Annotated in this window: 13 protein-coding genes; 6 read left to right on the forward strand and 7 right to left on the reverse strand. The window is 63.9% G+C overall.

Going from position 1 to position 12741, the window contains the following annotated elements:
* The first annotated feature begins 38 nt into the window (after positions 1–38).
* A complete protein-coding gene (gene phaR / locus IVB22_RS36250) occupies positions 39–638 on the forward strand; it encodes a polyhydroxyalkanoate synthesis repressor PhaR (protein WP_247521925.1) in 600 nt (199 codons plus the stop codon).
* Positions 639–793: 155 nt separating this feature from the next.
* On the opposite strand, the gene IVB22_RS36255 is transcribed toward phaR, so the two are convergent.
* Positions 794–2485, reverse strand: coding sequence for a bifunctional diguanylate cyclase/phosphodiesterase (locus IVB22_RS36255; RefSeq protein ID WP_247521926.1), 1692 nt, complete (start codon positions 2483–2485; stop codon positions 794–796).
* Positions 2486–2715: 230 nt separating this feature from the next.
* Here IVB22_RS36255 and IVB22_RS36260 point away from each other — a divergent pair, with 230 nt between their 5' ends.
* Complete coding sequence (locus IVB22_RS36260) at positions 2716–3000, forward strand: hypothetical protein (RefSeq protein ID WP_247521927.1); 285 nt, start codon at positions 2716–2718, stop codon at positions 2998–3000.
* Between the two features lie 64 nt (positions 3001–3064).
* Here the strand turns inward: IVB22_RS36260 and IVB22_RS36265 are convergent, their stop codons facing one another.
* The 3 genes from IVB22_RS36265 to mtgA all read right to left on the reverse strand — a co-directional run bounded on the left by IVB22_RS36265 (position 3065) and on the right by mtgA (position 4952).
* Entirely contained in the window at positions 3065–3811 is a 747-nt protein-coding gene (locus IVB22_RS36265) for a hypothetical protein (protein ID WP_247521928.1), read from the reverse strand.
* A gap of 133 nt (positions 3812–3944) precedes the next feature.
* A complete protein-coding gene (gene rpmF, locus IVB22_RS36270; RefSeq protein WP_028347701.1) occupies positions 3945–4127 on the reverse strand; it encodes a 50S ribosomal protein L32 in 183 nt (60 codons plus the stop codon).
* A gap of 153 nt (positions 4128–4280) precedes the next feature.
* Complete coding sequence (mtgA, locus tag IVB22_RS36275) at positions 4281–4952, reverse strand: monofunctional biosynthetic peptidoglycan transglycosylase (RefSeq protein WP_247522088.1); 672 nt, start codon at positions 4950–4952, stop codon at positions 4281–4283.
* A 176-nt stretch (positions 4953–5128) separates the two neighbouring features.
* Between mtgA and IVB22_RS36280 the strand changes: the two genes are divergently transcribed.
* Positions 5129–6049, forward strand: a complete 921-nt coding sequence (locus IVB22_RS36280) for a polyprenyl synthetase family protein (RefSeq protein ID WP_247521929.1) — start codon at positions 5129–5131, stop codon at positions 6047–6049.
* A 19-nt stretch (positions 6050–6068) separates the two neighbouring features.
* Positions 6069–6749: a DUF1345 domain-containing protein gene (locus IVB22_RS36285; protein ID WP_247521930.1), complete on the forward strand. Its 681-nt coding sequence runs from the start codon at positions 6069–6071 to the stop codon at positions 6747–6749.
* Between the two features lie 91 nt (positions 6750–6840).
* On the opposite strand, the gene IVB22_RS36290 is transcribed toward IVB22_RS36285, so the two are convergent.
* Positions 6841–8619: a caspase family protein gene (locus tag IVB22_RS36290; protein ID WP_247522089.1), complete on the reverse strand. Its 1779-nt coding sequence runs from the start codon at positions 8617–8619 to the stop codon at positions 6841–6843.
* A gap of 330 nt (positions 8620–8949) precedes the next feature.
* Between IVB22_RS36290 and IVB22_RS36295 the strand changes: the two genes are divergently transcribed.
* Positions 8950–9324: a nuclear transport factor 2 family protein gene (locus tag IVB22_RS36295; RefSeq protein ID WP_247521931.1), complete on the forward strand. Its 375-nt coding sequence runs from the start codon at positions 8950–8952 to the stop codon at positions 9322–9324.
* Positions 9325–9331: 7 nt separating this feature from the next.
* On the opposite strand, the gene IVB22_RS36300 is transcribed toward IVB22_RS36295, so the two are convergent.
* The gene (locus IVB22_RS36300; protein WP_247521932.1) at positions 9332–9592 is read right to left on the reverse strand and encodes a hypothetical protein; all 261 of its coding nucleotides are present in this window, start codon (positions 9590–9592) and stop codon (positions 9332–9334) included.
* A gap of 36 nt (positions 9593–9628) precedes the next feature.
* On the opposite strand from IVB22_RS36300, the gene IVB22_RS36305 reads away from it, so the two are divergent.
* The gene (locus IVB22_RS36305) at positions 9629–11236 is read left to right on the forward strand and encodes a Na+/H+ antiporter (protein WP_247521933.1); all 1608 of its coding nucleotides are present in this window, start codon (positions 9629–9631) and stop codon (positions 11234–11236) included.
* A 155-nt stretch (positions 11237–11391) separates the two neighbouring features.
* Here IVB22_RS36305 and IVB22_RS36310 read toward each other — a convergent pair whose 3' ends face one another.
* Positions 11392–12732 (reverse strand): Rieske 2Fe-2S domain-containing protein, encoded by a 1341-nt coding sequence (locus tag IVB22_RS36310; RefSeq protein WP_247521934.1) that lies wholly within the window; start codon positions 12730–12732, stop codon positions 11392–11394.
* Between the last annotated feature and the right edge of the window lie 9 nt (positions 12733–12741).

Genomic DNA, 12741 nt, shown 5'->3' on the forward strand with positions numbered 1-12741 from the left:
CCGTCGGGTTCCCCGCTCTCGGTGTATTGTGTGAGCTTATGGCAAAGTCAGATCAACCTACGACCATCAAGAAATACGCCAACCGGCGGCTCTATAATACCGGCACCAGCACCTATGTGACGCTCGAGGATCTCGCGGCGATGGTGAAGGATGGCGAGGATTTTCTCGTCTACGACGCCAAGACCGGCGACGACATCACCCGCTCGGTGCTGGCGCAAATCATCTTCGAGCAGGAAAACAAGGCTGGGCAGAATCTGTTGCCGACCACTTTCCTGCGGCAGTTGATCCGGTTCTACGGCGACAGCATGCAGATGGTGGTGCCGAAATATCTGGAGCAGTCGATCGACACGCTAACGCGCGAACAGGAAAAATTCCGCAAGCAGCTCACCAACACCTTCAGTGGAACGCCGTTTGCGCCGCTCGAGGAACATGTCCGCCGCAACATGGAATTGTTTCAGCAGACGTTCTCGATGTTCAAGCCGTTCGTGCCGCCGCGCCCCGGATCGACGTCGTCAGAGCCGGAGAAAGTGCCGGAGCCGGCGGCTGACGAAGATAATATCGACGATCTTCGCCGCCAGATGAAGGACATGCAGGAACGCCTCGAGCGCATGTCGAAAGAGCCGAAGAAGGAAGAGTAGAACTCTCGTCGAATCTCTCTCCGCTGTCGTCCCTGCGAAAGCACGGACCCATAACCACCGGCGTTTGTTGTTTACAGAAGGCGTCTACCCGATTGCCCCATTGAAGGGCCGCGGCGTATGGCTCCCTGCGTTTGCAGGGACGACGCAACGATCACCTAACCCGCTGCCGGCAGCATCGTCTCTGCCGTCGCGCTCCACGGCCGCTGCGGCGACGCCAGCCCGATCAGGCGGCCCTGGATGTAATCGCAGCCCCATTCGCGCAGCATCACGGCGGCTTCCTCGTCCTGGACCCATTCCGCCACCGTCTTGATCTGCAGCCGCCGCGCCAGATCGATCAGCGTATGCACGAAGGCGCGATCGTCCGCCGAGCGCGCGATGTTCTGCACGAAGGCGCCGTCGATCTTCACGATATCGACGCCGAGCTTGCGCAAGTTCCGGAATGACGTGTAGCCGGCGCCGAAATCGTCGATTGCGATCTGACTGCCGAAATTCTTCAAGCGGGTGACGAAGCCTCGGACATCGTCGATATCCTGGATAGCGACCGTTTCGGTGATTTCGACGATCAACCGCTCGCCGGCGCCGGGATGGGCCTGCATCAGCGATTCGATCGAAGTCCACCAATCCGGGTCCATTGTGGTGTCGGGCGAGATGTTGAGGCTGAGCCGCACGTTCGGCGACGCCGCAAGTTCGGCGACCGCGAGTTCGAGCACGCGGTGATCGACCAACCGGATCAGGCCCAATCGCTCGGCGACCGGAACGATATCGGGCGCCAGCAGCGCCTGGCCGTCCTCCTGCTCCATCCGCACCAGGCATTCGTAGAACGCCGGCTGTCGCGAGCGCGCTTCGACCACCGGCTCGAACGCCGTGACGATGCGGCGCTCGTTGAGTGCGGTGACGATCTCGTCGGTGACGCGGATGTTGACGCGACGCTGCGCATCGCGTTCGACATTCGGACGCCACAGCGAGAACGATCCGGCGCGGCGGCGCTTGGCGCCATCGAGTGTTTCCTGGGCGCGATTGATGGCCTCATCGGCATTGCGGGCGTAGCGCGGGATGGTGATCGCGCCGATCGAGGCCGTCACCGAGACAGGGCCGGATTTGGTCGGGATCACCTCGTCGCGGATTCCTGCCAGGAAGCGCTCGGCCGCGGTATTGGTGTCGTCGACCGTGCAGTTCCTCAAGATCAGCCCGAACTTGTTGCCGGAGAACCGGCCGAGCACGTCGCCACCGCGCAGCTTGGCGCGGATGCGTTTTCCGACCTCGGCGATCACGGCGTCTGCCACGTCGAAGCCAAAGGCGTCGTTGACGCGCGCCAGATGATCGATACCGATCAGCATGAAGGCGGAGGACGATCGGAAACGCATGGTTTCTTCGATCGTTTCCGCCAGCGCAGCGACCAGATGCGTGCGATTGAGTTCACCGGTCAGCGGATCGTGCCTCGAAAGCCGCATGAGCTGTTCGTCGCGGGCGTGGCGCTCGTTGTTGACGCGGACGATGCCTTGCGCGCGCACCGGCTTGCCGTCGGGCCCCGCAAACCAGCATCCGGTCTCCTCGATCCAGATCACGGGCGCCGAGGCCGCGGCACGAACGCCATATTCGATCCGGTAGGCGACGCCTTCGCCGCCCCGCGCCGGCGCCGATTGAGCGAGCGCCTCGGTCCGGATCGAACGGGAGGGCTCGATCAGCCCGGCGAAGGCGGAGCCGCTGGCCAGCGCCTCCGCCGGAATGTCGGTGAAGACCGCGCCGGCATTGTCGCTCCAGTCGATGGTGTCCGCTGTCAGGTCCCAGAGGAAGGCCGCCTGACCTAGCGAGGCAAGGATGCTGGAGGCTTGCGGGACAGGGGGCATCGGGACGCCTCGATTCGGAACACCACCGGGTGATTCCCATCGCCTCAGGATAGTGGCTGTTTCGAACACGAGACTAGGCCAAGTTCATAAATAATCCGGAAACCACGTTTCACAGACTTCTCGGGCCCGGCAGGAACGAATCGGGAGGGAGCGGCATAGGACTTGCGAAGTCAGATCGCAGTGGGGCGTAATGTCCCAAAACGTGACAGTTTAGCCGGTTACGGTGTGCGATGCTGGATATCGATGGATCAGACGAAATCTTGGACGGCGAGTTCGTCAACCTCGACGAACCGGCCTGCACCGAGCTGGTGCCGGTGACCCAGTCCGTGCACTGGTCGCAGAGACCGGTGCCGCGGCCCGATCCAACCTTCGTCGCGCAGCTGATCGCGACCGCCGACCGGGCGCCGCAAACCCGCGGCCTGAGGCGGGCTTCGCTGGCTGATGCGCAGACGGCCTACGGCGCCAGCCAGACCCGGCGGTCCGGCACCGGCTTCCGCACGCGGCAAACCATCTAGCTTTTTGTTTTGACGCGTTTTCTTGACGCGAACCGGGATCCACTTCGCTCGAAAACGCTATGAGTCAGCGCTGAGGCGTGTCCGGCTTATCCGGAGATGGCGGAAAGCTTGGGCCGGGTTGCAGTCCCGGCGACGGAACCTCCGGTGACTGGACCTCCGGCGACGAGACTTCCGGTGAACGGGTTTCCGGCGACAGCGTTTTCGGCGGGGCGGCCTCGGGCACGACGGCGGGCTGCACCGGTTTCGGCTCGGGGCGATCCTTCAACACGGATTCGGCAACAGAGGCTGCGGGCGGTACCGATGGCGCAGCGGGCGCAGGTGCGGCGGCCGGCGCGGGATCGATTTGGGGCTCGGCCCGTGCCTCGACTTTTTCGGCGGCCTTTGGCGGAGGTTCAGCGGCTTTTGGCGGAGGTGCAGGCGCAGGCGCCGCCGTCACCGCAACTGCACGGCGGCGCGTTCGCAATGCAAGGCCGGAGAGGAAATCTACCAGCGACAATGCCGTCAGCAGGAAATAGGTCGAAGTGCCGAATTTCGGCCACAGCACGAATTCGGCAGCCGCCGCGCCGAACACAATCAGCGACAGCAGATGGTCAGTGAGATATTTCGCGCCGGGCCGCGCGCCTTTGATGACTTCGGCGAGCAGCAGCAGGATACCGAGCGTGAGCAACACATCGCTCAGCGTCACCGCCCATTCCGCACCCGACATCAACGGCACCTTCACCAGCGGATCGGTGAACGAGACGTCGGGCATCAGGAAGACGATGATGTTGTAGATCGCGAGCGGAATCAGAAGCAGCGGAAAACCGACCATGGGTATCGCGCCTTCCTAGAAAACCGGAATGTCCCCCGGCGAAGCATCGCTTCGCCTTATGGAACCGTTGGCCCACTCGTTGGCCAAATTCGGGCAGACGTCGCTAAAAGCGACGCCTTATCCCCGAACCCGATCAGGATTCCTTCTTTTTCAGCACCTGCCGGCCCTTGTACATGCCGGTCTTCAGGTCGAGGTGGTGCGGACGGCGCAGTTCGCCGGAATCCTTGTCCTCGGCATAGGTCGGCTTCTTCAGCGCATCCGCCGAGCGGCGCATGCCACGCCGCGAGGGCGATGTTTTTCTTCTGGGAACGGCCATAACGGTCCTCTAGGGGTGTTGTCGGAGGCATCGTCCGAAGTCGGACGGCCCAGCGCTGCGCGCACGGGCTGCGATGTCGATAAGGCCGCGCTTATAGAGGATGGGATGGCGTAAAGCTAGGCCAGCTTGCGGTTAAAGGGGCCGAAAATTGGCTCAAAAAGCACGATTTTCGCTCCAGCACCGCTGTACTGCGCCCGCCCGCGCCATATAGGTCCCCGCCAGGCGGCGTACGCCGGGGCCGGGATTGCGGGCGCTACGCCTGACGGGATTGGGCAGGATCGCCGCCAGCAAGGCAGCCTCGCGCGCCGAAAGCGAAGCGGCCGAGCGGCCGAAGGCGTAAAGGGAACCGGCTTCGGCCCCGAACTGCCCGGATGGCCCGAGCTCGGCGATGTTGAGATAGATTTCCAGGATCCGTTGCTTGGGCAGCACCAGATCGATCCACATCGCCAGCGGCAGTTCCAGCGCCTTGCGGACGACGCTGCGGCCCGGCCAGAGGAACAGGTTCTTGGCCACCTGCTGGGTGATGGTCGATCCGCCGCGGGCGGGCTCACCGTCCTCGGCATCGTCGATTGCATCCTGCAACGCGCCCCAATCGACCCCGCGATGGCTGCAGAATCTGGCATCTTCGGAGCCCACCACCGAACGCGGCAGGTAGGGCGAAATCGCTTTGAGATCGACCCATTGCCGGGACATCGGCGCACCCTTGAGCCAGCGCCAGGCCATCAGCGCCGACACCGGATGGCCGGTTCGGTAGAACGGCGTCACCAGATAAGGCAGCAACAGCACCGCGAGCAGGATCAGCAGCAAAATTCGGACAATGCGCAAATTGGACGCTTCCGGTTCAGCCCAGGCCGGCCCGGGGCCCATGAATTGGCCCCACCCACGTGACATCTCCATGATATTTCGTGCGTTTTCCAGCGCTTTTGTGACCGGGGTCATGGAATTGACGAAGCCGTTGCCATCAACGATTGTCCGGCCAAATTGATCTGGAGCTATTCTTAATGACGACCGCCACTGCCGATTTTACCAAACGCCTGGACCAGACCGCGGAGGACACCGAAGCCCTGCTGGCGAAGCTGTTGTCCGATACGCTGTTGCCCGACGAGATCACCCGGCCGAAGCGGCTGATGGACGCGATGCGCTATTCCAGCCTCGGCGGCGGAAAGCGGCTGCGGCCCTTTCTGGTGGCGGAAAGTTCCGCCGTGTTCGGTGTTCCGCGCGAAGCGGCCCTGCTGGTCGGCGCGGCGCTGGAGTGCATCCATTGCTATTCCCTGATCCATGACGACCTGCCGGCGATGGACAACAGCGACCTGCGCCGCGGCCGGCCCACGCTGCACAAGAAGACCGACGACGCTACCGCGATCCTGGCCGGCGACGGCTTACTGACGCTGGCGTTCGACATCGTCACCCGCGACGAGATCCACAACGACGCTACCGTCCGCCTGCTGCTGACGCGGGCGCTGGCGCGCGCCTCCGGCATCGGCGGCATGGTCGGCGGCCAGATCCTCGACCTCGCTGGCGAAGGCCGGTTCGGCGACCGCGAACCGGTCGACGTGGCGCGGCTGCAGCAGATGAAGACCGGTGCGCTGTTACGCTATGGCTGCATCGCCGGCGCGATCCTCGGCCAGTCCACTCAGAGCGAGTATCAGGCGCTCGACGATTACGGCCGCGCGCTCGGCGAGGCCTTCCAGATCGCCGACGATCTGCTCGACGTCGAGGGCGACGCGGCGGCGCTCGGCAAGCTGACCGGGCAGGACGCGGCGCTCGGCAAGACCACCTTCGTCACCCAGCTCGGCATCGACGGCGCCAAGCAGCGCGTGCACGATCTGCTGGCGCGGGCCGATTCGGCCCTTTCAATCTTCGGGGCGAAGGGCGACGTATTGCGGGCAGCCGCGCGCTTCGTCGCGGAGCGCAAAAACTAGCGCGAATCGAAGGCAGCGGATGAGCAAGGAATTCGAAGAGCACCTTGTTCGGTTCCGCAATCTGCCGCTGCCGGTCCGCGTGATCTACGGCAGGCCGCGCACCTTCGTCGCGCTCGCGGTCGGCGTCATCGCGTTCCTGCTGCTGCCCGGCACGCTGCGGCTGCCGACGCGGCTTGTCGTCGGCTGGGACGTATTCACCGCACTGTATCTCGTGCTTGCCTACATCATGATGCTGCGCTGCGACGTCGCCCATATCCGCCGCAGCGCAATGTTGCAGGACGACGGGCGTTTCCTGCTGCTGCTGTTGACCGCGCTCGGCGCCTTCGCGAGCCTCGCCGCCATCGTGCTCGAGCTCGGCGCCTCGAAGGGCAACCCGGCCGGGCTGATCCTGGCCGCGGTGACGATCGTGCTGTCATGGGCGACCGTTCACACCGCCTTCTCGCTGCACTACGCGCACGAGTTCTATCGCGGCAACAAGCCTGGCGGCTTGCAGTTTCCGGGCGGCGACGCCCATGCCGAGGCTGATTACTGGGACTTCGTCTACTTCTCGTTCGTGATCGGCATGACCGCGCAGGTTTCCGACGTCGGCATCACCGACAAGGTCATCCGCCGCACCGCGACCGTGCACGGCATCATCTCGTTCGTGTTCAACACCGCGCTGCTGGCATTGATGGTAAATATCGCGGCGAGCGCGATCTAGCTCTCTGTCGTCCCGGCCTCGAATCGGGCCCCGGCCCCCTGCCGTCGAGACAGAGATGAGCCGAGGCCCCGGCGGGTTCACGCGGCTGCGGCTATGGGCACACGCCCGACATGATGGCGCCGAACGAGTGGCAACCCGTCGCACGTTCCTGGCCGGTAAGCGGCCGGCCTGAAGACGACACTCCCGCACCCGACGGTGTTTGAGAACGCCTGACAATAACCTGCCTTGGTTCCTGAGCTGGCCTTGCTTCGTAAACGCGCCGTGATTCCGGCCTTTCGCGCGTTGCCACCGGCTTCTTGGCGCGACGCTTCTCGCATTCATTGTCGTCGTTGAGGAACGAGCCCTCGGCGCAGACGACCTTGGTGCAGCGGTCGCCATCTGCCTGGAAGCCGTGTTCGCAGACCAGCGGGCAAACCCGCGACGACTTCAGCTTGATCGTGTCGAGCGTATCGACGCTGGCGACCTTGGTGTCGAGCTTGGTCCCGGCGTAGCGGTTGAACTGCGTCAGTGACCGCTGCGAGGCGTTATTCCAGTTGCCATCGGCGCTGCCGGTCAGGCAGCCGACGCGTCGCAGTTCCGCCTGCACCGATTTTGTGACGTCAGCCTGCGGCGGACCGGCAGCGAGGGCAGCCACGTTCACCGCCTTGTCCTTGTCAGCGGGTGCTGGGGCAGACGCCTTGTCGGCGTTGGCGCTTTCGCTGGCGACACGCTTCTGTTCGGCCGCGGCCGCCTGATCCTGCGCCACCTGCTTGGCCTTCTCAGCCGCGATGCGCGCCTGCTCGGCAGCTTTCGCTTCCGCTTCGGCCTTTGCCTGCTGCGACTTCCGGGCGCCCTCGGCGGCGAGCCGTGCCCGCTCCTGTTCGGCCAGCCGGGCCTTCTCGGTCGCGGCGACGCGGGTCTCTTCGGCGGCAACCTTTTCGAGCTGAAGCTTGGCAAGGCTGGCGTAGAAGCCGTCAGGGTACTGCGCTAGGAACGCATTGAGCGCGCTCTTGTTGCCGATCTGCAGCGCCAGTTCGTAATCGCGGCGGGCTTCGGCCTGCGCATTGACGGTGGGCGCGGCAGGCGCGGTTGCCGCCGCGGGCGCCGGGCGGGGCGCCGGCACCAGTGGCACGTCTTCGCCGCCCAGCGAACCGTACACAAAAGGTTCCTGCTTGTTGCCCGTGGTCTTGAGCACCTCGTCGCGGACAAAGCCGAAGGCCCGGCGCACGTCGAGTCCGGGCTTCGTGAGATGGTGCGACAGCGCTGATGTGAACGGGCTGTTCTTGCCGTCGCCATCGGCAGCCGTGGAGCCGGCCTTGGCCGAATAGGCAATCAGGACGTTCGGGCTGGTCGGCTCGACCTTGGCCAGGCCCTGCCCGATTGCGCGCGAAGCAACCGTGCGCTTCATGGTCCGGGCGAACGGATTGTCGCGGCAGGCGTCAAGAATCACCAGGCGCAGCTTCTTGGCCGGCTCGATCGCGATCAGGATGCGGTCGAGCGAGAGGCCTTCGTCGTAGATGTCGGTGTCGCGTTCCAGCCGCGCATCGACGGGGATCAGGTAGTTCGCGCCGTCCACCTCGATACCGTGGCCGGCGTAATAGACCACCGCGATATCGGCATCGCGCGCGCGGTCGGCGAAGTCGCGCAGCGCGCGGCGGGTCTCGGCCGCCGGCAGGTCGCGGCGGGAATCGACGACATCAAAGCCTGCGTCTTTCAGCGTCGACGCGATCTTGGCGCTGTCGTTAATGGGATTGGCCAGCGGTGCGACATTCCTGTAGGCGGAATTGCCGAGCACCAGCGCCACGCGCTTCTCGGCAAGGGCCGGCTCGCTCACCAGCAGGAGGGTGGCGGCTGCAAGTACCCATCGGCACAATTTTAGCGATCCAGACATCATCATGACTCCTCCGGAGTCTCGTACTTTTTTACCACACCGGCCTGCCTACCAGAAGCCGCAGCCCGGCTTTGTGAGTTAAGTCACGATCCACGCGGACGTGAATTGTGCCCTTGTCATCTTAGTCAGGCGAACTGGCCGGGAGGTTCGGCCGTCGCCAATGCCGTTTCCGCCCCGGTTCCCGGATCAAACCACGGCCGGTGGCAGCGCCCGCAGGACCCACGCATTCTTCGGCAGCGATGCGAGCGTTCGCCTTTTCTCAATAGCGCAACCAGCCGGTTCATGGCTTAATTCACCTCGAACAATTCTTCTTTTGCTGGGAGATAAGCCGTGAGCCCTGACCGATCGTCCGTCGAAGCCGTGGTCAAGAATTATTTCGATGGCCTTTATGAGGGCGATGCCGACAAGCTCGGCGCGATCTTTGACGCCACCGCCGATTTGCGCTGGCTGGAGAAAGGCGAGTTGCAGGTTTTGACCGTGCCGGACTGGCTCGATCGCGTGCGCAAGCGGCCCTCAGCCAAGGCTGAAGGCAACCCGCGCGAGGATTTCATCGTCACCATCGACCGTTCCGACGATCAGACCGCCTTCATCAAGGTGCGCTGCCAGTTGCCGCCGCGCTATTTCACAGATTATCTGGTGGCGATGAAACTGCGCGACGGCTGGAAGATCGTCTCGAAGTCCTACCGCTACGATCTGCGCGAGTAACAACCACTCAGGCTTGCGCACCTGACGGCGCTGCCGCCGCGCCGCCGCTGCGGCGGCCAAGGTTGCCGCGGATCACGCGCATCACGACGGCTGGTTGCAACAGCCGCGTCGGCGGCGCCTCCAGATTGGCGACCTCGAGAAAGACGATCGCCAGCTTTGCGTCGCAACGCGCGGCCATGTGCAGCTTACCGATATACCAGTTGATGAAGCGTACCTTCGGCGGGCGCGGCCCCTCGCCCCTCGTCCGTGAGCGCGCGCCCTCTCGCATTGACCCCGCGGTTTTTCCCTGCGAATGGGGGCGATCATGGAAGCCAAGTTTCAGATCTTTTTGATCCTGCTCGCCGTGCTGGCAGGAACCGCGCTGCTGGCGCGCCGAATCAATATCGCGCCGGCGATTCTGCTGCTGCTCGCCGGCATCGTGCTCGCCTTCGTGCCGGGCATGCCGATGGTGGAATTGCCGCCTGAAGTGGTGCTGCTCCTGGTGTTGCCACCGCTGATCTATTCGGCGGGCGTCGCCATGAGCTGGCGCGAGTTCAAGGCCAACTTGCGGCCAATCGTTTTGCTGGCGGTCGGCTGCGTGATCTTCACCGCCTTCGCGGTCGCCGCCGCGACGCATTACCTGATCGGGCTGCCCTGGACGGTGGGCTTCCTGCTGGGCGCCATCGTCGCGCCACCGGACGTGGTGGCGCCACTGGCAATTGCGCGCAGGCTCGGCATGCCCCGCCGCATTCTCGTCGTGCTCGAGGGCGAAGGGCTCGCCAACGACGCCACCGCACTGATCCTCTATCGATTCACGGTGGCGGCAATTACGACCGGAATGTTCTCGCTGCCCAAGGCGACCGGCACCTTCGCGCTTATCGTTGTCGCCGAAATCCTGTTCGGTCTGGCCGTAGGCTGGCTCTCGCTACGCGCACGACACCGCGCGCGCGATCCGCAGGTCGAGATCACGCTGTCGCTGATTACCCCCTACCTCGCCTACTGGATTCCTGAGCATCTCGGCGGCTCCGGCATCCTCGCGACCGTGGCATGTGGCCTTTACATCAGCTGGAACGGCCCGCTGCTGATCTCGTCGGCGACGCGCCTGCAGGGCATTTTCTTCTGGGACCTCGTCATCTTTCTGATCGAAGGTCTGCTGTTCCTGCTCACGGGATTCCAGATGCGGCTGCTGTTCGAGAAATCGAAAGCGTTTCCGCTTGAGGATATCCTGCTCGCCACAGCGCTGGTCGCGATCATTGTCGTCGTCGCGCGCTTTGCCTGGGTTTATCCGGCAACCTATTTGCCGCGGCTGATCAGCGAGCGCATTCGCAAGCGCGATCCTGCTCCGAACTGGCGGACCACTTTCGTGATCTCCTTCACTGGCGTGCGCGGCGCGGTATCGCTGGCGGCGGCGCTGGCATTGCCGCTTGCGCTACCGAGCGGCGAGGCCTTCCCCCATCGTGACATGATCCTGTTCGTCGCCTTCGGTGTCATCTTCATCACGCTGGTCGGAATGGGTTCGGGATTGCCGCTGGTCGCACGATGGCTCGACGTCACAAAGGACGGCCGCAACGAACATCGAGCCGAGCATGAAGCGGAGATCGCGGCGCGCCGCGAGGCGCTTGCTGCGGCGCTCAAGTCGCTCGATGCCATCACAGACGACCGCGAACTATCCGATGAAGTCGTCAAGCTGCTGCGCGCGCGGCACGAAGTCCGCAGCAACCAGCTCCCTGACGTGCTCGATCCCGACGCCCACGATATCTCGGCGGCCGGCACCGCCCTGACGCGGGAGTTGATCGCAGCCGAGCGGAAATTCATCCACGTCCTGCTGCGCGACGGCAAGATTACCGACGAAACCAGACGGCGGATCGAGCGCGACCTCGATCTGGAGGAAGCAAGCCTGAGCAATCGGGAGTATCGGAAGGTGCCGTTGTAGGCGTTGTCTCTCCATACGTCGTCCCGGCCTTGAGCCGGGACCCATACGCCGCGGCTTATCGATAGGACGATCGGGTAGACACATTCTGACGCAACGAACATCGGTGGCTATGGGTCCCGGCTCAAGGCCGGGACGACGTGATGAGAGTGTGCCCCCTACTCCGCCGCCGCGTTCCTGCCGGGACGACCGACATAGCCAGCCGCATCGCCGAACCGCTCGATCATGACTGTTGTGAGATCCTTGGTCTTGCTGGTTACGCAGGCGCCGGATCGCACGGCGTAGCGATCCTGATGCTTCAGATGCGGCGGCGCCTCACCCTTCTGCAGCGCGCGGGCGGTATCCATCACCAGCTTGCGGAAATGCATGATGCCGAGATCGGTCGGGCCGAGATGCTCGCGGGTGCGGTCGGCGATCGGACCCTGGCTGTCCTGCACGGCGGCGTCCTGTTCGGACACGCCCTTGATGCCGGTGTAGCTATTGGTCTTCTGCAGTTTGCGATCGATCAGGTAGTCGTTCGATTTGTTTCGCAGCGGAATGTAATTCTCGTCGACCTCCGACATCACGCCGTTGCCGCGGTCGTAGCCGTCGCGCTCGGCCTGCGTCAGCGGGCGCTCCGGATTCCAGGCATAGGTGAAGATCCAGCAGCTGGTATCGCTCACCGGAATGAAGCTCTGGCCGAAAATATTCTCACCCGGCATCGAACTCGGCGCATAGGCGTGCACCGGCATCAGGAATTGAGCGATGCGCCAATAAATGTTGTCAGTTCCCGTGAGCCGTCCGCCCGCGACCGTCAGGCCGGCCTCGTGCGGGTTGATCTTGATCACCGGGCGCGGGTCTTCGGCGATCCAGCGCATGTGATCGGTCGCGACCCGCGTCAACGGATTCACAAAGTGCTTCTTGATGTCGAGGATTTCGTTCTCTTCCTTCTCGAAGGAAAGATGCGCGAAGGTGAAGTGCGCGGTGTCGATCGAGCCTTCCAGCGCCTGCACCCAGTTGCAGTCCTGCCATTTCTTCGAGACGTAGCGATGTGAAGGCGGCACCAGCGCCATTTCCAGCGCGGGCAATTCGGGCACCTGCTCCGCCGGACCCATATAGGCCCAGATCATGTCGCCCCATTCGCGCACTGGATATGACTTGATGCGGATCAGGTCTTTTGCGTTGAGATCGGGATAGGAGGTCGGCATGTCGACGCAGCGGCCGTCGGTGTCGAATTTCCAGCCGTGATAGACGCAGCGTATGCCGCATTCTTCGTTGCGGCCGAGCCAGAGATTGGCGCCGCGGTGCGGGCAATATTGATCGATGACGCCGACCACGCCGCGCGTATCGCGGAAGGCCAGCAGCTCCTCGCCCATGACGACGATCTTCTTCGGGGTCCCGTCGGCCTCGGGCAATTCTTCGGAAAGCAGCACCGGGATCCAGAAGCGGCGCAGCAGTTCGCCCATGCCGGTGCCTGCACCACTTTCGGTAAGGAATTTGTTGTCTTCGGCGCGGAGCATGGGGCGACC

Origin of the sequence: Bradyrhizobium sp. 190, from assembly GCF_023073415.1 — a bacterium.
In the GTDB taxonomy this organism is placed as follows: domain Bacteria; phylum Pseudomonadota; class Alphaproteobacteria; order Rhizobiales; family Xanthobacteraceae; genus Bradyrhizobium.